At 45.5% G+C, this 22,900-nt stretch carries 23 protein-coding genes; 19 read left to right on the forward strand and 4 right to left on the reverse strand.

Going from position 1 to position 22,900, the window contains the following annotated elements; translation table 11 throughout:
• Positions 1 to 115 precede the first annotated feature (115 nt).
• Positions 116 to 751: a tyrosine protein kinase gene (locus MHI52_RS04165; protein WP_282319432.1), complete on the reverse strand. Its 636-nt coding sequence runs from the start codon at positions 749 to 751 to the stop codon at positions 116 to 118.
• A 452-nt stretch (positions 752 to 1,203) separates the two neighbouring features.
• Here MHI52_RS04165 and MHI52_RS04170 point away from each other — a divergent pair, with 452 nt between their 5' ends.
• Both MHI52_RS04170 and MHI52_RS04175 read left to right on the forward strand, forming a co-directional pair.
• Positions 1,204 to 1,494, forward strand: a complete 291-nt coding sequence (locus MHI52_RS04170; protein WP_017690665.1) for a YerC/YecD family TrpR-related protein — start codon at positions 1,204 to 1,206, stop codon at positions 1,492 to 1,494.
• A gap of 1 nt (position 1,495) precedes the next feature.
• Entirely contained in the window at positions 1,496 to 2,281 is a 786-nt protein-coding gene (locus MHI52_RS04175; protein WP_405158519.1) for a sirohydrochlorin chelatase, read from the forward strand.
• 146 nt (positions 2,282 to 2,427) lie between these two features.
• On the opposite strand, the gene MHI52_RS04180 is transcribed toward MHI52_RS04175, so the two are convergent.
• Complete coding sequence (locus MHI52_RS04180) at positions 2,428 to 2,997, reverse strand: TetR/AcrR family transcriptional regulator (protein ID WP_047840507.1); 570 nt, start codon at positions 2,995 to 2,997, stop codon at positions 2,428 to 2,430.
• Positions 2,998 to 3,165: 168 nt separating this feature from the next.
• On the opposite strand from MHI52_RS04180, the gene MHI52_RS04185 reads away from it, so the two are divergent.
• A complete protein-coding gene (locus tag MHI52_RS04185; protein WP_282319431.1) occupies positions 3,166 to 4,092 on the forward strand; it encodes a ketopantoate reductase family protein in 927 nt (308 codons plus the stop codon).
• A 71-nt stretch (positions 4,093 to 4,163) separates the two neighbouring features.
• Positions 4,164 to 4,580: a DUF4395 domain-containing protein gene (locus MHI52_RS04190; RefSeq protein ID WP_282319430.1), complete on the forward strand. Its 417-nt coding sequence runs from the start codon at positions 4,164 to 4,166 to the stop codon at positions 4,578 to 4,580.
• Between the two features lie 96 nt (positions 4,581 to 4,676).
• Here MHI52_RS04190 and MHI52_RS04195 read toward each other — a convergent pair whose 3' ends face one another.
• Entirely contained in the window at positions 4,677 to 5,393 is a 717-nt protein-coding gene (locus MHI52_RS04195) for an NPP1 family protein (RefSeq protein WP_253505625.1), read from the reverse strand.
• A gap of 466 nt (positions 5,394 to 5,859) precedes the next feature.
• Between MHI52_RS04195 and tnpA the strand changes: the two genes are divergently transcribed.
• From tnpA to MHI52_RS04230, 7 genes are all read left to right on the forward strand, one after another.
• Positions 5,860 to 6,258, forward strand: coding sequence for an IS200/IS605 family transposase (gene tnpA / locus MHI52_RS04200; RefSeq protein ID WP_047840510.1), 399 nt, complete (start codon positions 5,860 to 5,862; stop codon positions 6,256 to 6,258).
• Positions 6,259 to 6,263: 5 nt separating this feature from the next.
• On the forward strand, positions 6,264 to 7,343 hold the full coding sequence (locus MHI52_RS04205; RefSeq protein ID WP_074093498.1) for an RNA-guided endonuclease TnpB family protein: 1,080 nt from the start codon (positions 6,264 to 6,266) through the stop codon (positions 7,341 to 7,343).
• A gap of 364 nt (positions 7,344 to 7,707) precedes the next feature.
• Entirely contained in the window at positions 7,708 to 8,589 is an 882-nt protein-coding gene (locus MHI52_RS04210; protein WP_074093499.1) for a diacylglycerol kinase, read from the forward strand.
• A gap of 418 nt (positions 8,590 to 9,007) precedes the next feature.
• Positions 9,008 to 10,618 carry a 23S rRNA (uracil(1939)-C(5))-methyltransferase RlmD gene (gene rlmD, locus MHI52_RS04215; protein ID WP_405158520.1) on the forward strand — a complete coding sequence of 537 codons (1,611 nt, stop codon included), beginning with the start codon at positions 9,008 to 9,010 and terminating at the stop codon, positions 10,616 to 10,618.
• Between the two features lie 1,205 nt (positions 10,619 to 11,823).
• On the forward strand, positions 11,824 to 12,039 hold the full coding sequence (locus MHI52_RS04220; RefSeq protein ID WP_164783195.1) for a phosphopantetheine-binding protein: 216 nt from the start codon (positions 11,824 to 11,826) through the stop codon (positions 12,037 to 12,039).
• On the forward strand, positions 12,036 to 13,529 hold the full coding sequence (locus MHI52_RS04225) for a class I adenylate-forming enzyme family protein (protein ID WP_405158521.1): 1,494 nt from the start codon (positions 12,036 to 12,038) through the stop codon (positions 13,527 to 13,529). The genes MHI52_RS04220 and MHI52_RS04225 overlap by 4 nt, the downstream gene beginning before the upstream one ends.
• Positions 13,530 to 13,578: 49 nt before the next feature.
• The gene (locus MHI52_RS04230) at positions 13,579 to 14,634 is read left to right on the forward strand and encodes a hypothetical protein (RefSeq protein ID WP_405158522.1); all 1,056 of its coding nucleotides are present in this window, start codon (positions 13,579 to 13,581) and stop codon (positions 14,632 to 14,634) included.
• A 59-nt stretch (positions 14,635 to 14,693) separates the two neighbouring features.
• Here MHI52_RS04230 and MHI52_RS04235 read toward each other — a convergent pair whose 3' ends face one another.
• Positions 14,694 to 14,945, reverse strand: a complete 252-nt coding sequence (locus tag MHI52_RS04235; protein WP_282319425.1) for a hypothetical protein — start codon at positions 14,943 to 14,945, stop codon at positions 14,694 to 14,696.
• A 58-nt stretch (positions 14,946 to 15,003) separates the two neighbouring features.
• Here MHI52_RS04235 and MHI52_RS04240 point away from each other — a divergent pair, with 58 nt between their 5' ends.
• Genes MHI52_RS04240 through MHI52_RS04275 form a run of 8 tightly spaced genes read left to right on the forward strand, consistent with a single transcriptional unit; the run spans position 15,004 to position 22,899 of the window.
• Positions 15,004 to 15,951 (forward strand): NAD-dependent epimerase/dehydratase family protein, encoded by a 948-nt coding sequence (locus MHI52_RS04240; protein ID WP_244898284.1) that lies wholly within the window; start codon positions 15,004 to 15,006, stop codon positions 15,949 to 15,951.
• 13 nt (positions 15,952 to 15,964) lie between these two features.
• Positions 15,965 to 16,216, forward strand: coding sequence for an acyl carrier protein (locus MHI52_RS04245; protein ID WP_036668367.1), 252 nt, complete (start codon positions 15,965 to 15,967; stop codon positions 16,214 to 16,216).
• Positions 16,213 to 17,571, forward strand: a complete 1,359-nt coding sequence (locus MHI52_RS04250; RefSeq protein ID WP_405158523.1) for a hypothetical protein — start codon at positions 16,213 to 16,215, stop codon at positions 17,569 to 17,571. The genes MHI52_RS04245 and MHI52_RS04250 overlap by 4 nt, the downstream gene beginning before the upstream one ends.
• Positions 17,572 to 17,615: 44 nt before the next feature.
• Complete coding sequence (locus MHI52_RS04255) at positions 17,616 to 18,731, forward strand: UDP-glucuronosyltransferase (protein ID WP_405158524.1); 1,116 nt, start codon at positions 17,616 to 17,618, stop codon at positions 18,729 to 18,731.
• A gap of 27 nt (positions 18,732 to 18,758) precedes the next feature.
• Entirely contained in the window at positions 18,759 to 19,853 is a 1,095-nt protein-coding gene (locus MHI52_RS04260) for a radical SAM protein (RefSeq protein ID WP_340902075.1), read from the forward strand.
• Between the two features lie 43 nt (positions 19,854 to 19,896).
• Positions 19,897 to 21,075 (forward strand): radical SAM/SPASM domain-containing protein, encoded by a 1,179-nt coding sequence (locus MHI52_RS04265; protein WP_076320024.1) that lies wholly within the window; start codon positions 19,897 to 19,899, stop codon positions 21,073 to 21,075.
• Between the two features lie 32 nt (positions 21,076 to 21,107).
• Positions 21,108 to 22,112, forward strand: a complete 1,005-nt coding sequence (locus tag MHI52_RS04270) for an ATP-binding cassette domain-containing protein (protein WP_047840525.1) — start codon at positions 21,108 to 21,110, stop codon at positions 22,110 to 22,112.
• Entirely contained in the window at positions 22,090 to 22,899 is an 810-nt protein-coding gene (locus tag MHI52_RS04275; RefSeq protein ID WP_017690646.1) for an ABC-2 family transporter protein, read from the forward strand. Before MHI52_RS04270 ends, MHI52_RS04275 begins: the two co-directional genes overlap by 23 nt.
• Position 22,900 lies beyond the last annotated feature (1 nt).

The raw sequence follows: 22,900 nt of genomic DNA on the forward strand, positions 1-22,900 counted from the left end.
ACTATCCAGTATACCTCAAATTACAGAAATAAGAACGTGAGTTCCTGAAATTTATTTCTATACGGATGAACGGTGTTAAGGCACCCACCTTCTGTATGGGGGTGCCTGGATTTTCTTAACCTTTGCGACTTTTGGGACGGCGCTTCGTGGAATTGGATTTGCGACGGGTTGGAGTCGTATTACGGCGACGTGGAACATTCGTTGCTTTGTTCCGACGTTTGTTTTTGCGTTTGCGGGACGGCTTATATTCTTCATAGTCTGCATCGGCCGCGCTGTTATCCGTTTTTCCTTTTCCAAAAGGCAGAATGCCCATAACGAGTTTCATCATCGGAGCCATCTGCTGGATACCACCGACGACCTTTTGCATTTTGCCTATTCCAGTCATGATTCCATCAATACCGCCGAAGCGGTCGATCATTCCTTTTAACTCACCGATGTTGGCTAATGAAAAGCCGGAACTGCCAGTAGCAGGCGCCGGTACCGGAGCTGGGGGAAGAACCTGAGCTGCACCTCCATAAAAGTTCCCTCCAGCCACACCTTGCCCATAGGGTACGACTGCAGAAGCTTCGACTTCACCAAAGCCCGGGTAATGGGGCTCTACTCCAGGATACATCGGTTGAATCTGAGTTTCATTTAAAGACCTCGGAACCACACCGGGCGGCATATAGGCAGAAGTATGTGCCTGCCGATGAGCATGAGAAGACGGACGCTGCCCTGGTGCTGGCTGGCGGTGATAATAATGCTGTGGCATGAACAATCACGTTCCTTCTATTGGATTTCGGAATTGCGTTCCATGAGTTGCATGACAGATGTACATCATAGACCCTTGTGGAACTCCCTTTTGTTATACTGTATGTCATTCGCGGAGAGACGGCGTAGGCGGGTATCCCGGAAAACGGGATATTTGCGGATTTGGGCGCATGTAAGATGGCAGGTTCACGAAGAGTAAAATGAAGTTTAGACACAAAATTGTAACATTTAGGAGGATTGAAATCCTACATAAGTAATCGGATATATACAGGTGAAAACTGGGAAAAAGCGCGGAAATTTCGCCCGATGTACACGAGGGGAGGACAATAGTACCTTTTGTAAGCGGTAACATGTATTTTTATTCTGTAGTGCGTGAAATCGGTAACGCTTGAAATACCAACTCAGGGTGAGTACAATGTAGGTACACAGTAACCGCTAGGGGATGATGATGAAATGCAGCTGAAAAAGCTAAATGATAAAAGCATTGAACAACTATTCGAGGCTATTTTGACGCTAAAAGATATTGAAGAGTGTTATGTTTTCTTTGATGACCTCTGCACAGTTAACGAGATCCAATCCATGTCCCAGCGGCTGGAAGTGGCTCGTATGTTGGGTAAAGGCAATACGTATAACCAGATTGAAGCAGAGACAGGTGCGAGTACAGCTACAATTTCACGTGTGAAACGCTGCCTGAATTACGGTAATGATGGTTATAAAATGACGCTGGAACGCCTGGGACGCTAACATGAAGAAGCCGGGTGTACTCATCATCAGTCACGGTTCACAGGAGCAGACCTGGGTGGAATCCGTCGATGACGCGATCTCCCGGTTGAATCTGCCTGTTCCATTACCGGTTGAAGCCGGTTTTCTTGAACTTGTGGAAGGACGCCTGATCCAGGACGGTATCGACCGACTGGAAGCACAAGGCGTAACCGATATTCTGGTCGTACCTCTATTTGTTTCGTCCGGGAGTACACATGTGGATGAAATTGAATATGCCATTGGTGCAAAGGAAACACCTGATCGCGAAACGGATCTGGAACCGTTCGATGTAAAGGCTCGGGTTCACTTCGGTTATCCGGTGGATAACGATCCGGATATTGCCGTGATGGTGTGGGACAAAGTCCGAGTACTGTCGCAGCAACCGGAGGAAGAAACGATTCTGCTGGTTGGCCATGGGAGTATTCATGATGGTTTTCGCGAGCGTTGGGAAGCCGGAATTTCTTCCCTTGCAGAGCGTGTGCAGGAAGTTAGTGATGTAGCCCATACGGATTATGCATTGCTGAATCCGGAGAGTGTGTACGACAAAGTGAAGTACTGGAGCGAAGAGCGGGGGAACCGAGTCATTGTGGCGCCGCTGTTTTTGAGTGCCGGTTATTTCACGAGAAAGGTGATTCCGGGTCGGTTGCAAGAACTGAACTATGTGTACAGCGGTGAGACATTGTTGCCACATCCATTGCTTGGGCAGTGGCTGGAGCGCCAGATCCAGATTTTGCTGGAGAGATGTAATGAAGTTAAAGCTTCTTCTTGAAGTGATCGCTTTGGCATAGGTGTGTGATCGCATCGCTCGTAGTAATGTAGTATCAATTGATTTGAACTCCATAGCTTCATAAACAATCAAACCACGTCGAAGGACGTGGTTTTTGTTTGTTGTAGATCACTTGAGCGAGGATTCAGTTATCCATTAATGGGTGCGTGCAATTGCAGATGTAGCTCCAGTAAATTTATTAATTGGTCAACGATCTCCTCGGCCGGATAAGGCATGGAATTCATAATCCACCACTCCAGGAGGCCCACAGCAGCGGAAGCAAGAAACTGTATGGTGATCTCTTTTTTCATACCTTCCTGGATGCCACAGGCATCCATCTGTTCCTCCACTCCCTGGACCAACAATGTCATCAACTTACTACGGAATGCCGGAATACCTTTTTTGGTTAGAAGTGTGGTATAGGTAGAGGCATGCTGTTCCAGATAACGGAAAGTTCTGAGCAGCGCATCCTTGGCCGTAACGGGTGTTGTAGTAGGGCTTTCGATCATACAGGCATCCAACAACCGCTGCAAATAGGTCTCAATGCATTGATCCAACAGGTCGAACTTGTCAGCGTAATGCAAATAGATTGTTCCTCGGTTTACATTAGCCCGATCAGCAATATCGTTTATCGTAATTTGCTCGAAATCCCGTTCTTCCAGTAACCCCACAAAAGCCTCGATTATCGCCTTTCGTGTCTTGAGTACTCGTCTGTCCATGGCCCCTCCTATGATGGTTTTCAACAATAAGGAATCATTCGTTGATTATTCAACAAAAACGGATATTTTAACGATTGAAGCACAGTAGGTGCTTTGTTACTCTTATTTTATCAACAAATGTTGATAAAACAACGATTATTTATAAACCATGAAATTGAGGGATAACCAATGAAGATATTAGTGTATGGTGCAGGTGTTTTGGGCAGTCAACTGGCACAGGTTCTGGTGCGCGGCGGCAATGATGTTACTATTCTGGCTAGAGGGAAGCGGGCAGAGGAGCTGGAGAAGGATGGAATCGTCATCCGGCATATTTTTCAATTCAAAACGACAGTTGATCAGGTTCGGGTAGCTAGAACGTTGGAAGTGGATGACCAATATGATCTGATTTTTGTTGTCATGAAATATAACGATTTTCCTTCAGTCTTGCCTGTCCTGGCAGACAATCAGAGCAGTAATATTGTGATTGTGGGAAACAACGCAGATGCACGAAGCATGCAAAACTTTTTGGAGGAAAACAGCCGGGCACCAAAAAAGGTCGCGTTTGGATTTCATGTGAGTGCAGGGAAGCGGGAAAAGGACCGCATGTTATCGGTCGGTGGAGGCAACGGACAAATGGTGATCGGTAGTCTGGACGGTGAAATAGGCTTTAAACCTTTGCTGGATCAAGCTTTCCAACATGTGAAATACAGGTTAAATGTTCTGAGCGATATTGATGCCTGGCTGAAAAGCCATATCATCCCCATTCTGATGCTTAATGCGGTGAGCTTTAATGAGGAGCGTGAGTTGATCAAGTTGGACGGGAATAGAAAGCAAATCCAACATATGATTAGGGCGATGGATGAAGGCTTTAGCGTACTTGAGGCTATGGGCATAACGATTATACCGGAGATTCAGGCTAAAATGATCCGCAAGCATCAACGGATGTTGTACCTTCTGTTGAAGATCTATAGTGTGCTACCAATTCATAAGCTGATTGCGGGTTCTTTTGGAGAGATTGAGGCGTTAAATAATGCATTTACCGATTGGAAAAAGACAACAGGCATCCCGACTCCCCATTGGGACGTGCTGAAAAGAGATTTTACTATCCTTAAATGAAGTGTTGCTCATTAACCCAATACCGACTACAATAAAACCAACTAATAAAATGGGGATAAGGAGATATACAGATGCGGGAAGTGCCCATGCGTTATGTGAAAGCAAATCAGGTCGGTATTGTATTGTTTGTTTTACTCTCGTTTGTGTTCAATCCAATTGTAGTTCTGGGAGCGCTCTGGAGCATTCAGGTGGTTGGTCTGGCTTCCAGTGGCAAGCTTAATCTGTTTGTGCAGATTGGGAAAGCTGTGTTGACTGGTAAAGGTACAGAGACGCAGGCGGTGGAGCTGCAGCGATTCAACAATATTCTGGCCGTGCTCTTCCTGTCTCTGGCACTCATCTCGTTCTCGCTTGGCTGGGTAGCCGCAGGTTATGTATTCTCCGTCATGCTTCTCGCGGCTGCAAGCGCGGCGCTGCTGGGTTATTGTGTAGGCTGCACCGTCTATTTCTTGTATAAACAGCTGCGTGCAGGCAGAAAAATCGGATTTTGAGGTTGGTTGAAAAAGTGATACAGGTATCCGGGATACTACGATAACTTCATAACGAAATCCCCCTCAAGTGAGCTGCCACTTGAAGGGGATTTTTTTTTATCTGAACCAGGCCTTATTTAAATTGTTGGTAAAATTGTTATCGTTGAAAGGCACGTTGGCGCTACCAAAGTTTGTCGTGTTGAGTGCATTTCGTGCCGCAGAAGTCAGATCGTCCCATCCGATTAAAGGCTGAGTTCCGCCAACAGCGTTGGTGACCCCGAGCTCATGGTTCAGCGGCCAGGTACTATTATAGGAAATCAACGGATGGTTACCTTGTGTATTGTTATTGCTCGGTGTAACTTTGGTAAACTGGCCGTGACCGGAATATGCGATAGAGAGGATTTTGGAATTGGCAGCTGCCGGATTATCGACCCACACGACGATTCCTTCCCAATCATGACGATGGCCGAGTCCAGAGGAAGGGGAGTCTTTGGGGAAATACCACGAATACATGATAGCCCACACCCCATTGTGCCATGCGGAGCGGGAGTAGATCTGCCCTGTATTTGAGCTACAGTTCCCATTCGATGACCCGGACGTATTCAAGCCAGCGCTGGTATTGCCCTGTTGATCCACTGCGGGAAAAGGTACACAACCATGATAGACTTTTAGAAATGGCTGAAAACGCTTGGCTGCTTGTTGCATTACGGTGACTGGGGAGACTTCCTGAAATCCGACAACCTGATCATGATTGATTTCTGCTGCTTCAACAACGGTGAGCCAAGGAATACATGCCATAAGAAAGACCAGGAGCATTAACATGATTTTTTTCATTTACACATCTCCTTCAAGGGTATGATGTAGTGCTAAGTCGAGGGTTCACTAAAACTATATTGGAAAAAGGTTTATGTTATTTATCTTTTCATCTTAAGATTTGTAAATTTGTAGCATATCTATGTCATAATCATATAAAGATCATCGAAATCGAAGACTAATTCCTGTCCAAGCGGGCAGAATGGTTGATTAATGAGACTATTTTACATAAAAGGTAGTGGAGAAGATTCAGGATCGGTGCGTGAGGTTTATTGGGTAATGGATGGTTTAGTGAATACATATATGAAAAAATATACTTATAGATTACAGAATTCCCGAACGAGAAAGCCCAATTCTTTAGATGTGGGATGAAAGTGAGGTCGGATACGGAGTATCACTATTGTGATGCTTCAAGTATCCGAAATGTCTGCGTTCTTAATTTTTTCAGCTTGTTTCAATTCATCTATTGAACTGATACAATATAGATATGAATGAATATAGAAGAACAAACACAACCGTATCTTTGTTGAACTATCATTTTGTGTTCTGCCCACGATACAGAAGAAAGATATTTCTCAAATTAGAGGTAGAACAGCGCTTCAAGGAACTGGTGCATGAGGTATGTGCAGAGCTTAAAATTGTGATTGTTGCCATGGAGTGCGACAAAGACCATACACATATGTTTCTCAATGCACTTCCAACATTAAGCCCTGCTGATATCATGGCAAAAATAAAAGGAGTCACATCAAAAAAACTACGAGAAGAGTTTCCACACCTTCTGCATTTGCCCAGTTTGTGGACACGTTCCTATTTTGTTTCTACCGCTGGAAATGTATCAAGTGAGACCATTAAGCGTTATGTTGAACAACAAAAGACAAGGGGGTGAAGTATATGTCTCAGACCCTAACGGTTAAGGTAAAGCTACTGCCGACTAAAGAGCAGATCCAACTATTGCAACAAAGTAGTCATGAATATATCCGAGTTGTTAATACACTCGTAGCCGAGATGGTAGAAGAAAAGAAAAGGTTGAAGAAGACAACAAAAGACATTCCTGCTAATCTACCAAGTGCAGTAAAAAATCAAGCGATTAAAGATGCGAATAGTGTCTTCTCTAACAAAGTTAAGAAAAGTAAATACGCAATCATACCGATCCTAAAGAAACCGATTTGCGTATGGAATAACCAAAACTATTCTCTTGACTTCACGCACATTTCCATTCCATTCATGGTAGAGGGAAAATCTAAGCGTTTAAAAATTCGTGCATTGTTCATCGACAAAGATCATCGAAACGTTGACCTTTTGAAGCATAAACTTGGTACGCTCCGTGTCACGAAAAGCTCAGGTAAGTGGATAGCCCAAATTGCTGTCACCATGCCAACAACTGAAAAAACGGGTATGCGGATTTTGGGCGTTGATTTAGGGCTGAAAGTCCCTGCCGTAGCCATCACAGATAATGATCACGCTCGCTTCTTTGGGAATGGGCGAGAAAACAAATACAAGAAACGGAAGTTTCGTAGTGTTCGTCAAAAGCTAGGAAAACAAAAGAAAGTGGACGCTATTCGCAAGTTAGATGATAAAGAACAACGATGGATGAAAGACAAAGACCACAAAGTCAGTCGTGAAATCGTTAATTTCGCAGTCGAAAATAAGACTTCTGTCATTCGCTTAGAGCAACTAACGAATATAAGGCAGACGACAAGAACAAGTCGTAAAAACGAAAAGAATCTACACAGTTGGTCATTCTACCGTTTGGCACAATTCATTGAATACAAAGCAAATATGGCAGGGATCAAAGTGGAATATGTGAACCCTGCATATTCAAGTCAAACCTGTCCAGAATGTTCAAAAAAGAACAAGGCGCAAGATAGAAGATATAAGTGCCCATGTGGATTCAAAAAACATCGTGATATCGTTGGGGCGATGAATATTCGCTACGCAACTGTGATTGGCGGTAACAGTCAATCAGCCTAAGGTGCTATATGCACTGTCTTAGGAGGGGTAATGGCATACCCTAATCTTAGCATCTGTCCAAAGCAGAAATGAAATGAGGACGTTAAGCTTAGCTAAGAATCCCAATCACTTTAGTGATCTTGCCCCTTTAGGGATGGGAGTGTCAAAGGCTAGGACATCTTTACATTTGATGATATGATAGGAGATAAAGGCTTTGGAATGAGACGGAATTCCTGATGCATAGATATAAGTAAGACGAAAGATTAGAGCAGAATGAACGGAAGTTCATTGTTGTGTTAAAAATATGCCCTTTGGTGGACTGATGCAAGGTAAGATTATGAGGTCATATAGACTCATGGATAATGTGGAATAGGTGGCGTATGAGATGAAAAAAGCTCGCTTAATATATAATCCGACCTCAGGCCGGGAAGAAATGAAGAAACGTCTGGCTGATATTTTGCAGCGTTTGGATCAAGGTGGTATTGAAGCTTCATGTCATGCAACAACAGGTGAAGGTGATGCAACCCGCGAAGCTGAACTCGCGATTGAACGCGGCTATGACATGATTATTGCTGCTGGTGGCGATGGTACGTTGTACGAAGTGATCAACGGTATGGCCGAACGGGAGAACCGTCCTCCGCTGGGTGTGTTTCCTTTGGGAACAACGAATGATTTTGCGCGTGCACTCGGCATTCCGAGACAGTGGGAAGATTACGTGGATCTGGTCATTAACCAGCAGCTTCGTCCGCTCGATCTGGGCAAAGCGAATGATAAATATTTTATCAACATCGCCGGTGGCGGATCATTAACTGAACTGACCTACGAAGTACCGAGTCGTCTGAAAACGATGATTGGGCAACTGGCCTATTATATGAAGGGTATTGAGAAAATGGCGAGCCTGTCTCCTCAGGAGCTGATTATTCGCGCCGACGGTCAGGAAGAGATTCATGATGAATTCATGTTATTCCTCATCGCCAATACCAATTCAGTTGGAGGCTTTGAGAAGTTGGCTCCAGGTGCAACCATTGACGATGGTCTGTTCGATGTGATCGGTGTCCGCAAATGTAATCTGGCTGACATGATCCGACTCGTAACGCTCGCGCTGCGTGGGGAGCATCTGAACGACAAGAAAGTGGTTCATTTCCAGACGAGTCATATGGAAGTTACCTCGCCAGGCTATGTGCAACTGAACCTTGATGGAGAGTTGGGCGGCACGCTGCCAGCCACATTTACGAACCTCAAGCATCATCTGCAATTGTATCGTTGAAAATGTGGGTGCTGGGGGCAGTGTGGGTCGCTTGCGAAAAGCAATGTTGATCGCTTCAGAAAAGCTATGATGCTGCAGCGGTGGTTGCACAGTATCGCATAACTGTTGAGGAGAGTTGGATTCAGCTCTGCGGTAAGGTGAGATGGAAGTGGATTTTCCAGTTGCCGTGTATGGTGGGATCGCGTATAATCTCATGTGGCAACATGCGTCTGAGCTTAACGAACTCAGGAAGCCTTAATGTGGCTAAATCGCCTAAGCTGCGAATCTAACGAATTTCAACGTCGTTATTTTGGAGGAAATGATCTAATAAGGTCGTAAAACACCATCCGAGGATGTTATAACGTTTCTGAAGTTCATTAGAAATTCGGAACGTTATTTTTGATGTGATACCATATAAGAAGAAAGAAGTGAATGTACGTTGTCTAATACGAACCGCAGCGGTCGTGGAAAAAACCGCCGGAATTCGGCTGCCTCTCAGGGGCAAGGGAACGCTTCAGCGTCCCGTCAGCCAAGTCAATCATCTCGTCCATCACCACGTCAGCAAGGAAAAGAGGTGCGGCCACAAGGCGCATCTCTTTCTGCCGTTCGTCCTAAGGGGAGAGCGCGTGAATCTGCACCAATCGAAGGTCTGCCCGTTAGCAAAAATGAAGAGACCGTCATCGACATCATTGGCATGAACCATGACGGTGAGGGTGTAGGTCGTGCGAATGGATACACGCTCTTTGTGCAGGGTGCGCTTCCAGGTGAAACCGTACGTGTGCGCGTATTGAAGACCAAGAAGCAGTATGGCTATGCCAAAATGCTGGAGATCGTGAAGGCAAGCCCGGATCGTGTGTCTGCGCCATGCCCAATCTACGATCAGTGCGGCGGCTGTCAGATCCAGCATATGAGCTATGCTGGACAGCTTGCATGGAAACGCCAGTTGGTGGTCGATAATTTGCAGCGGATTGGCAAATTGAACGTGATGGTGGAGGATGCAGAAGATACAGAACACGCGATTCGCGTACTGCCTACGATGGGTATGGACGAGCCATGGCGCTATCGGAATAAGGCACAGGTACCTATCGGTGCAGCCGAGGGTGGCTTGGTAGGTGGATTTTACGCTAAAGGAAGCCATCGGATCATCGATATGGAGAGCTGTCTTATTCAGCATGAGCACAATGACGAAGTGGTTGCGAAGGTGAAAGAGATCGGCAGTCATTTTGGAATCAGTGCCTATAACGAAGAGACAGGTCGCGGCCTGCTGCGCCATGTGGTTGTGAAGAAGGCGTTCCGTACAGGCGAGATGATGCTTGTTCTGGTTACGAATGGTCGAGACATTCCGTACAAAGACGAATGGATTGGCAGTATCCGTGAAGCCATTCCGCATGTGGCGAGCATCTGCCAGAACGTGAACAAAAAACAGACCAACGTTATCTTTGGCGATGAGACCCGCGTTCTCTGGGGACGTGATGTAATCTATGACTTTATTGGCGATGTGCAGTTTGCGATCTCTCCGCGTTCGTTCTACCAAGTGAATCCGGTGCAGACGGAAGTGCTGTACGGGAAAACTGTAGAGTACGCCGGACTGACCGGCAAAGAAACCGTAATTGATGCCTATTGCGGCATCGGAACGATCTCTCTTTTCCTGGCGCAACATGCAGATCAGGTGTATGGGGTAGAGATCGTGCCTGAAGCGATCGAGGATGCGCGGAGCAATGCTCTATTGAACGAGATGCGCAACGTCAAGTTCGAAGTTGGTGCCTCTGAGGACGTCATCCCGCGCTGGAAAGAACAAGGCATCGAAGCTGACGTCATCGTTGTCGACCCACCACGAAAAGGCTGCGACCCGCGTTTGCTCGATACCATCCTGGAGATGAAGCCGGAACGCGTGGTTTACGTGAGTTGTAATCCGAGTACGCTGGCACGTGATCTTCGTGTGTTGGAAGATGGCGGCTATCGCACCGTGGAGGTAACGCCGGTGGATATGTTCCCGCATACGGTGCATGTGGAATCGGTGGCGATGTTAAAATGGAAGGGGCAGGATTAATTCCTACGCCTCTCGTTGTTCCAACTTCCTTATGGATTGAGGACGGGAAATATATAATGTATGGCTTTGATTGAACCGTCTTTAATAACTTCAATTTGAAGTTCGGTGAAGCGGGATAATTGCTTTATATAGGCACGGAGTTGTTCTTCCGTGTCTTTTTTTGTACCTGTAATAATAAAGTAATTACTGATTTTGTACCCACCCTAAACCTAATACAGATAGAGGTGAAATTTCTTGAACTATAGGGGCATAGATCTCATCAAGTAGAAGCTTCTTATCATCACGCTTGTAGCCAAATGTGGGTAGAGAAGCCTTGTAGGGCGGTTCGTGAAAATATCATCTTCATGTGGATTGCCGCTTGGCTCGCCGCTGGCCAACAGCCATACTTTCGTACCAGTAACCTCTTTCTTTCCGAACGGATGAAAGAGGTTACTGGAAACCGTGTTTACCCATGTGCTAGAGTTATAACTGATTTCGATTGGACGTCAAAGCGAGGCAAACTTCATTAACTCAGCTTTGGACGCTGATACACGTGATTCTGTATCGTGTTCATGAGCGATTCCAGTTTGAAGTCGAGCCGTTCTCCTTAAATAATTGACGTTCGTTCTTGACAGACCAACAGCGTGCGTTGAACGTCTCCTTGGCATCAACGGGCTTTTTCAAAACTGTTGACAATTGGCATATATGTAATTATATTTAATATATCGAGCGCTTGGTGCTGTAAATCTACTATTGTAAACGCTCTCCAAGCAAAACTTTACGCAGTATAGTTCGATCCCGTCGAGGAAGAAAATGGAGAGTTGATTGGGGACTTACTCCCAGTTTTATATACACTCTGTCCATTTACGAGTGACATTCATCGTAGTTTTGTAGAGCATTTTCAGCAACGCTTCATTGCTTGGGAAATGCTTTTTTTTTTTTTTAGGCTTTGCGATGTTGACGAGGGAACCCTCAAGTATTTCTGTCGTTGTACTCATCGCGTCAAGCTTTTTATGTCCTGCACCGTCTCATATTCCACCTCCAGCATGAATTGCAGCATCTCTGCAAACAACTCTTTCAGTGCAAATTCACCTTGTCCATCATTATGAACTTATTCTTTTTCAAAATCACTTTCACTTGCTCATCACGTATACTATCCTCTTTAATCAGCCTTTCTAAAGATTATCTAACGGGGGAATATGATGTCTAAATCAATAGAATCTATCTTGAGAGATGAAATTTTTGCTGAGCTGGACATCGAGTATCCAGAAGGCCACGATACCCGTTTGTTGGACCAAGGGATCGATTCAGTAGGCTTCATCAAGCTTATTGTTTTAATGGAATCGAAGTTTAACATCTCGATCCCTGATGAAGATCTGTTATTTGAGAAGTTCTCCACGGCTGGATTAATCCTTAATTATTTGACTGTGAAAACGCTATGATGACGATCATTCAGCGTCTATTTCTGGAGGCCTCTGATCGCCAAGATCATATTATCCTTGAAGATCTAAAGCAGCAATGGACTTACGCAGAAGTGATGACAGAAGCTTACTTGATTGCTCTATATATCCACAAGAATTTTGAGCTTGAGTCCGGAAGCCATCTTGCATTATACACAAATAATGAGCCCTTGTTCATTTTTGCGGCGCTGGGCATTCAATTCTGCGGTTATGTGTTAGTACCGGTTCCTTATTCGGCATCCAATACTGAAATTGAAAATATTTTAAATGCCAGTGACGCCAAATTGGTTATCAGCAAATATGCACAACCTGCGCATTTAAATTGCGACATTCCCTGGGTTACCGCTCAGGATTTATCGCAAGAACCAATGCCTTCGTTCGAATCGATCTCGTTAACCAATCAGTCCGATCCCAATCAATGTGCGATTCTCCTTCCTACATCGGGCACAACCGGAAAATCTAAAATCGTTATGTTATCCCATTGGAATGTATTAACGAATGCGTTGGCACATGGCGGAAAGGTGGGGTATACGGATCAAGATTCGTTTCTTGTAACTATGCCCGTTCATTTCAGTTCTACGATTGTCACGCAATTAATTTCTTGTATGTTATATGGAACCCGAATTAAACTTATCAGCTTGCCCTTTCTGCCGCGCACCGCGTTTAAACTGTTTCAGAATAAGGCGGTCACGGCATTCTCAGCGGTGCCTACGCAATTGATGCACTTTGTTTCCGATTTCCATCAGACAAAGAACTGGAGTGCCTTTGATTCCATTGAATTTATTGTAATTAGCGGTGCGGCGACTCCCGCGAAATTAGTAGACCATCTTCAGACTGTATTTCCTCATGCGGACATTATTCAAACCTATGGATTGACCGAAGCTTCTCCTCGGGTAAGCATGATGGAACGGGGAGAGCGCTACTTATCCTGTGGATCACCCATAAATGACGTTTCTATTCGTCTTGTTGACGAAGAAGAGAATGAGGTAGAAGGAGCTGCTATCGGAGAAATTTGGGTAAAGGGCCCGAATGTGATGCTCGGTTATTACAAAAACCCGGAGTTAACGAACGCTACCATTGTTGAGGGTTGGTTAAAGACAGGAGATTTGGGATATTGGAATGAATCAGGGTGTCTTATACTCACAGGCCGAAAGAAGAATATCATTATATCCGGCGGTATCAATATCTATCCGGAAGAAATCGAGGAATTTTTGTACGGCTTGAAAGAAGTGGAGGAGGTCATGGTTGTTGGTGTACACGATGATCTGTTAGGCGAAGTGCCTATCGCATTTCTGAAAGTTTTTAATGAATGCCTGATTGATATAGATGCACTGACACGACATTGCAACTTGCATTTGTCAACGTATAAAGTGCCTAGACAATGGAGGATTATCGATAACATTCCAAAAACAAAAACAGGAAAACTGGACAGGGCAAGCACGAAGCGCTTATTGCTAAATGAGATATACTGATTCGAAATCCTTAAGCTATTTAACCAAATAACCAGGGGTGAACGAAAGGTTGAAGAATTCAACTCAAACGTTAGGCAGAAAAATATTGCCGGTCAGTTATCCGATGATTACAACCTATACGCAACATGCTCATCTCTTGTCCATACTTACCCATTACGAGTGCGCACACCCATGGATATTTAGCAATTATATCCAATTGTTTATTAACAAAGATTATAAACATCATTGGGGAGATTTTTATTTTCCTGTGACTTATGAGCTACGGCCTTCGGATGCGTGCAAATGGATTACTACTCAAAAGATACATAGAGATACTGTAACAACTAAATGGGACTCTGTTATTCATTTTATTGTAGAAAATATTAATGCTAATAACTATGTCCACACCATGATCAATTATTTCTACGTGCCCCTAAGCGATCGCTACAATAAACTTCAATTGCATCATGACATATTTGTTTATGGCTATGATTTGGATAGAGAGATGTTGTATGTTTCCGATTTTTTTAAGAACGGGGTGTATAGTCAGGCTGAGATATCATTTAATGATTTCAATCTTGCGTTCGATACAAATCATCTAACAACCAATCATGATTACCTTAGAGAAATGGTTTATCTGTATACATTCAATGATCAAAATCAGGATAAATTCAGTGCAGATACCCTATTGAATTCTATAAGAAATTATTTCACTAAGCAAACGCCGGAGTATTGGGAGATGTTCAACTACGGGGGTGACAAGGATAATCTTGACTTCGGCATGCAAATATACACAACTCTATTTAATTATGTGAAAGAAACATCGGAACATAAGGCTATGCTTGATATAAGACCCTTTCATTTACTTTATGATCATAAGAAGATGATGACGCTAAGACTCAAGTACTTGTACCATAATCGGCATTTAATTGAATTAAATCAAGAGCATATAGATGAATTCACAGCCATAGAACTTCAGGCAAGGATACTTGTGAATGTAGCGATTAAATATAATTTGACTAGGGATACGAGTATTTCCGAAAGCGTACAAACGCTGATTACGAATATAGAAAATGAAGAATCCATATTCCTTGAACGATGGCTGAAGAAGGTAGGCATTCAGTAATGTTGAGGGAGCAGATGATGTCAGTTGTGGATATCTCTTCTTGTACCTGAATAGAAGCCTTAGCCCGAAGCCGGTGGTGATCCGGGCATATTTATGGAGGGAGTGATGCCGGGATTATAATCGTTGCGATACAGCGTATTGATTAAGCCAAACCGTTGCTCTTGTCTTAAAGATCCGTTTGCTGACAGCCTATTGCCTTCTTGTCTTTCAACGATCCGCATTGCTTCAAGCGCTTTTTCCGGCACAACCACAGCGAATCCACTCACCTCAAGAATCTCTCCTGTTATTTGACCCGACAACTTGTGATTCATGCATAGAACCATACCTGTTCGATTGAATTAATAGTGGCTTCACAAACCTTAAGTAAGGGTGGGGATCATAATATTCATTGTATTAACAGGAGTCGCAGGCTTCATCGGTTCCAACCTTGCCGAGAGGCTGCTGCGGGAAGGCCATACCGTTATCGGCGTCGATAATTTTCTGACCGGGTCTACTGTCAATATAGACAATCTCTTACGGTCGCCCAATTTCAAGTTTATCGAGCATGACGTCATTTATCCGCTCGCAATTGAAGGCCCTGTCGATTGGGTGATGCATTTTGCAAGTCCTGCCAGTCCGCCTAAATATTTGTCCTATCCGATCGAAACGATGAGGGTCAACAGCGAAGGGACGATGCATCTGCTGTATCTGGCCAAAGAAAAGCAGGCTGCTTTCTTCTTGGCTTCAACAAGCGAGATCTACGGTAACCCAACTGTTCACCCTCAGCCGGAGACCTACTATGGCAACGTAAATTCGGTTGGAGCAAGAAGCTGCTACAACGAAGCGAAGCGGTATGCAGAGGCGATCACCTACTGGATGAACAGGAAATACGGTATACCGGTAAGGGTCATTCGGATCTTCAATACATTCGGCCCGAAGATGGATTTAAATGACGGACGCGTCATTACCAATTTCATTAATGAAATCATGTCCAAGCAAAACCTTACGATTTATGGCGACGGCAGACAGACGAGAAGCTTTCAGTATATCGACGATTTGCTGGAAGGGATTGTGAGACTGCTGAGCACCACGTATGAACAGCCAGTCAATTTGGGGAATCCGGAGGAAGTCACCATACTTGAAGTCGCCCAAATATTGAAGGAGCTAATGAAGTCCAACGCGCAGTTAGAGTTTCTCCCGCTGCCGGAAGACGATCCAAGGAGAAGGAAGCCGGATATTACCATTTCAAGGACGATTATGGACTGGGAACCGGCGATCAGTTTGCATGATGCACTCGCTAGAACGATCCATTATTACCAGGGTCAATATATCCATTAAACGGGAGGTACCTATGCAAGAACAGATCATAGCGATGATATGCGAAATCAAGGAAGACGCCCAACTGGCAAACAGTTTGAACGAGCATTCGAACATCATGGAAGACGGGGGATTGGACTCTTTACAGCTAATTACTTTTGTACTACAGGTGGAAGAGCGTTTCGGTATTGAAATCGATTTTGAACAATTCGACTTCAATCTTATGGAGTCGGTCACGACCTTCTGCAATTATATCTCGGAGCTGCAGAAAACAGCGCCTGTATGAACGATAGACGCAAGTTCGAGCTCATTATCGGGACATTTGACGCGGAACGCTTCTGGCGCGACCCTAATCTAGCCAAACTGCCGTCGTTTCACGATCCTGAAATGGAGAATATCGTGATGGCCATGGATGAGCTGCTCTTCCCATTTTGCGAGGCGCAGGATAAGCTCATTACTCGCTATCGAATGAACGTTTGCCATAAAGAGTATTTGCATGAGATCGGATTTAAATTTCTTTCCAATTCAACCGATCTCGAGAGTCCTGATGTAGGAAGCGTAGGCAGAACCGCCAATATATTCGACCTGCTCACATCAGCCGATCGAATGGGTGACATGGATCTCTACTTGCTGGACGGCGCCCGGTTGTCGCCCTTTGCCGTCATTCCGGGGGTGGATCGTACTGCAACGCGTTACGGGCTGGAACAGGATTTTCCAGCTATCGAAACGGTTCAGACTGTCAATTCGAAGCTGTATTCAACCGAATTGAACCGTCGCCTTGATCTTCGGTGTGACAGCCAGACGGTCTATTCTCCCGAAGAGCTGCTGGCAAGCGGCTTGACTTTGCTGAATCAAGGACCCTTCCTGATCAAAGATGAGTTTGGGGTATCGGGGAAAGGCAATTTGCTGATCGAGTCGGAAGCGATTTTGCGGCGAGTCACATCCTATGTCGCCGATCAGTGCAGCAAGGGAAAAACGGTTCGGTTTATTATTGAGCCGTTCCTCCGCAAGAAATTGGATTTTTCTTGCCAATTCCACATCGATCCGGACGGCACTTACCGACATATCTCAGTGCAGCAGTTGGTCAATCACAATTTCGCTTACCAAGGCTCCTATACAGCAGACGATAGGTTGCTTCATATGCTGCAGGAAGCGAAGTATTTTGATGTAATGAAACGGGCGGCTCGCGAGCTTTATCGGTCGGGTTATCACGGCGACGTATGCGTCGATTCTATGCTGTTGACAGACGGCCGCATCGTTCCGATTGTTGAGGTGAATGCAAGAAGATCGATGAGTCTGATCAAGCATTACGTTGACCGCTACCTGAAGAAGCACGACACGGCCGGGAGCATGACACATGCGACTTTACAGTTTGCATGCGATGTATCATTCGATCAATTGCTTGAATCGCTGGACCGCGAGGGTGTTCTATATAAGCCTGATCGAGGATTCGGTATTTTACCTTTAAGCGCGAATACGCTCTTTATTAACAAAGTCGTCAGCGAGTGCAAGGGGATCCGGAATAAGCAGGTGAAAGGCAGATTATATTATTCGTTGATCGAAGGGGAATGGGATAACGAACGATTGACCACTAAGGTTAATGAGGTGCTGTCGTCGTTATCCTTCAAGATCGCCCGCTGATGCAGTCCGAAGCGCTTGAAGCCATGAATGGAGGAAGAAATTTTATGGGTGAGCGGAAAGTGACGATTCTATGCTCGGGTTTCGGTCTGGGTTTCTATATTCCCGGCCTGTTAGCTGCAAGTGATTTCGAGAAAAGGGATATCGCGACGGAAGTGCTCGTGTTCGAAAGCTATTTAGAGCAAGACAAGATGGATCATATTGTAGACAGCAGAAAGGCTTACCACAATAATTTCGCACTTGCCAATTTATCGGCCCGAATGCCGATGGATATCCGGGGCAGCATTGATTATGCCCAGGTCGAGCTATTGCTGGAGGCGTGGAAAGCGGAAGAGCGGTACGAATTCATATCGTTATCCGGACACTGGATCTATATTCTGGATTTGTATAGGGAGAAGATGCTGCCGAATCAAATTCATGTAGACCTGCTCTACGTCGATTCAGATCTGGCCCCGTCTTGGAAGAGCTTGAAGAAGTTTCATCCTAGCTATGACGAGTATTATTACAATGCTTGTCTCTATGACACCGACAAGATGGAGATTCGATGCGAAATCCCGATTCTTCATCGTACGGCACTGCCCTTCGACTCAAGGAAGCGGCGGCTTGTTGTTCATGGCGGCGGCTGGGGGATGGGCACTTATCAAAGTACAATTCCAGAGCTTGCCTCCCATAACTATGGGCTTGATATCGTAGCTTACGATTGGAAGGAAGCGAAGCCCGATCCCGATCACCGATATTGGATGAATGATCCGGAATGGTGTGCATGGGTGAAGAGTGCGAACGGCCTGCACGAGTTTCCGCCATACATCGAAATAACGGGAGAAGACACGAAGTCATACGCCGCTGAGGTTGATCATCATTGGTTATTCGATATCGCTTCGGAGGCGATGGCTATCGTGGCCAAGCCGGGAGCGGGCACATTAATCGACTCGCTTGCATCCGAAACCCCTCTTATTCTGCTGGAGCCGTTCGGAAGTCACGAGCTTAGCAATTTGGAATTGTGGGAATCACTGGGGTTCGGAATACGCTACGAGAAGTGGCGGGAAATGGATTTTTCCGTAGAGGTCCTTAGGGAGATGCATCAAGCGATCATGAACAGACCCAGAGAACGGACGAATTATGTGGATCATTATTGTGCGAGAGTCGCGTTAACGAAGGGGTAAGATTTCAATGGCAGAAGGGGTTATGCGATGAGCGTAAACAAATTGAGTGTCGCCCAAGATAAGACAAAGACAAGCTATCCGAGATGGATCGTCATGCAGCTGTTGGAGGAGTGTAATTTACGATGCAAGATGTGCTATGAGTGGGGACTCGAAGGGCCCTACAAAAGCAAAAAAACGTTAGCGCATCTGGATCCGGATCTCATTAAAAAGATCATCGTCGAGTGCAGCCCGGGCAAGCCGTATTACGATTTCTTCGGCGGCGAGCCGCTGATGTACCCTTGGCTGAGCGACATTCTCGCCATGATCAATCACTATGGAAGTAAAGCGGACTTCCCCACGAACGGCACATTGCTTGAGCAGCATGCCGAGATGCTTGTCGAGACTGCTCCAAATAAGATCTGGATGTCGCTCGACGGCCCTGAGGAAATCAACGATAAGCAGAGAGGCAAAGGCGTATTCAAGAAAGTAATCAAGGGGATCGAGAAGCTTTATGAGCTTCGGGAAAGCAAGGGCAAGCAATTTCCGAAAATGGGTGTATCCTTTATCATTACGCCCTTGAACTATATGTACGTTGAGGAATTTTTCTTTAAGCATATCGACTTGTCGATGTTGGACCATATCAGCATGGAAGTGCAGCTCTATGCAACGGAAGAGCAGTATGCCCAATATGTGGAGGTTCTTAGTGACAAATTCGACGTGCATGAAGCTCCTTATGCCAAGGGGATGGTCTGGCGGGACACCAGTTCGTTCAGCCAGATCGATATTCCGGAATTGACGAGACAGCTCAATAATGTTAAAGCGTATTGCTTGAAAAACAGCATCCATGTGATCACCTATCCGAAGACGATAGATGAACAAAATTTGAGCAACTATTTCTCGGGGCAATTCCATCAGATGGCTGATAAACGGAATCGGTGCTCCCTTCCATGGGTTTATGCGGAGATTACGGCAAGGGGCGACGTTTCTCCCTGCCATGCCTTCTATGATCTGACCTTTGGCAACGTGAACGAAGAGAGTTTGCTGGATATCTGGAGTAGTGACAAGTACAAAGATTATCGCGCGTATATGAAAAAAAATATGCTTCCGATTTGTACGGCTTGTTCAAGGTATTATATCTATTGATTCATGTGAATGACCTAATAGGTTTAAGAAGGGTGGTGTTGATATGAATCCGAAATCAGAGATTAAACGTTCCCCAAAGGATTTGCAAATATTGAAACGTACTATCAAGAATACGGTGGAAACCAAGCGGAACATGGAGAAAATAGCGGGTTACGCGACACCGTTGCCAGAGTCGGTCGGGATTAAACTGACGAACCAATGCAACTTGCGCTGCAAGCATTGCTATCAATGGAACGACACCGGCTATCATCACTTTATGACACCGGAGCAGCAGCGGGAACAGCTCGACTACGGGCTGCTGGAGAAGCTGATCCTCGAGACGGAACCAGCCAAGTCGAGACTCTATATCTGGGGCGGCGAGCCGCTCGTATACAGCCATTTCGACCGTTTGGCCGATTTGCTTGAAGCCCATCCTCGCGAGACGACGATCTGCACGAACGCGATGCTGATCGAGCGAAAGCTGGACGCCTTGCTGAGAATCTCCGACAACCTGGAGCTGCTCATTGCACTTGATGGATTCGAAGAAGAGAATGATGCGCTTCGCGGCAAAGGGGTATTCAACAAGGCGATAGATGCTATTCGGATGCTAGTCGAGCTGCGCAAGGAAAACCGATTCAAGGGCAAAATTACGATCCATACCGTCGTTAACGATGCTATGACCGACAAGCTGTACGATCTGTTGGACTTTCTGGAGGGCGTCGGTGTAGATATGGTCATGGTCTGTTTCCCGTGGTACATCTCGGACGAGTGCACGCAGGGAATGGACGATTACTTTGACCAGAAGTTCGACTTCCTTGCGGCGAGCGAGCACAAGGGCGAACGAAGCTGGCACGCCTTTAACTACAAGCTCGATCCGGAGCGTATCCCTGCTTTGATGAGCGAGTTGGACCGGGTGAATAATCGGGTCTGGAAAATGCGTTTACGCTACCAGCCGAATCTGGATTATGACCAGATCGAAGATTTCGTGCTCGGCAAAGAGGTGAAGAGTAAAGGCACGATGAACAAGAAGTGCCTGGCTCTCTCGAACCGGATGGATATTACGCCCGATGGAACGATTGTTGCGTGCAAATTTTTCAAAGAGTTCGAGATCGGCAAATTAAATGAAGCGTCCGTACAGGAATTATGGCACGGCATGACCTACAGAAGGATAAGGGAAATGATGGATGAACGACTGACACCGGCATGTTCCAAGTGCAGTGTCTTGCATTTGCACGGTGTTTAACTATTCTACATGAGCATAAATGAGGTGAACCAGTGAGTATTATCCAAGTGGAACGCTTATCCAAAAGCTTCAATTACTACGAAAAAGAATTGGGGTTCAAAAAATCGCTAAAAAATTTAGTGAAGCGGAAATCACTGATCAAAGAAGCGGTTAGCGAGATATCACTTGTAATCGAGCAAGGCGAGATGGTCGGGTTCTTAGGCCCGAACGGTTCCGGCAAAACAACTACGCTTAAGATGCTGTCCGGCATCTTGTATCCGACAAGCGGGCAAGCGACGGTATTAGGCTATGTCCCTTGGGAGCGAAAAAAAGAATTCAAGATGCAGTTCTCGATCGTGATGGGGCAGAAATCGCAGTTGTGGTGGGATTTACCGGCGAACGAATCGTTGTACCTGAACAAATGCATTTATGAGGTCGAGGATAAGCCCTACAACCTTGTCCTGGATGAGCTTACGGAGATGCTTGATGTTAAAGATCTGCTCAATATTCAGGTACGTAGGCTTTCGCTGGGGGAACGGATGAAGATGGAGCTAATTGCGTCGCTCATCCACCGGCCTAAGGTAATTTTTCTGGATGAGCCTACAATCGGACTCGATCTGATTTCGCAGAAGCGCATTCGGGAGTTCCTGAAGTATTATAACCAGCAGACAAAAGCAACGGTCATTCTGACAAGCCACTATATGGCGGATATTGAGGATTTATGCAAACGAACAATCATCATCAATCAAGGGAAGATCGTATACGACGGCGATCTTCGGCGTGTGAACGAGCTGTTTCATGCAAAAAAGATCATCAAGTTGCAATTTACGGACGAAGTGCCGAGGCAAGCGCTAAGCGAGTATGGCGCTATCATGCAACATGACGGCATGAATGCCGTCATGGAGATCGATAAGCATGACCTCCAGCGGCTTTCCAAGATGATGCTGGACCGGTTCCCGATCCTTGATTTCACAGTTGAAGATATACCTGTCGAGCGAGGCATCGAAAGCTTGTATCAGAAAGATGGGGTCAGACATGAAAGCCTTACAGAAGTATAAAAGGACGTACATCCTTGCGCTTCAGAATGCGATGGAGTATCGGACCGATTTCTTTATGAGTATCATCAGCGGCGGCTTCATCATTCTCGTCCAATGCTTCCTCTGGACGGCTGTGTTTCGCAGTTCGCCGCAAGAGATTATTAATGGCTATACTTATTCACAGATCATCATTTATTCCGTGTTGTCCGGCGTCGTCTCCAAGCTGGTTTCTGCCGGCTTCGAAGGGGAAATCGCGAATGATATCAAGACGGGTGGACTGAGCAAATTTATCGCTCAGCCCATTCATTATTTCAGCTATCGGATATGCAATTTTTTCGGTGGGAAAACGGTTCAGATCGGGGTCGTCCTTGTCTTATTCGTCATACTGATGATCGTTTTTACTCAGATTTGGGGGTTTCAGCTTAGAGGGGTGCAGATCGTTATGTTCCTGGTCAGCATTCTGTTCGGACTGCTCATCAACTTCCTGCTTTTTTATTCGATTAGCGCTCTCGCGTTCATCATTACCGAGGTTTGGGGCGTTTATATCGCGTTCAATCAAGGCGTCTATTTGCTAAGTGGTGCCATCTTTCCGCTTAATATTTTCGGAGATACGTTTGCCAGAATCTCCAGCTATTTACCGTTTCAATATGTCGTATTCTTCCCGGTTAACATCATCAATGGGAGCATGGCGATTCATGAAATCGTGCGCGGACTCCTCTTACAAGCGGTCTGGGTAATTGTGCTTATGATGATTTCGAAGTTGTCGTGGGATTCCGGGATGAGGAAATATGTAGCCGTTGGAGGTTAGA

The organism is Paenibacillus sp. FSL H8-0283, from assembly GCF_045040675.1.
Classification (GTDB): domain Bacteria; phylum Bacillota; class Bacilli; order Paenibacillales; family Paenibacillaceae; genus Paenibacillus; species Paenibacillus amylolyticus.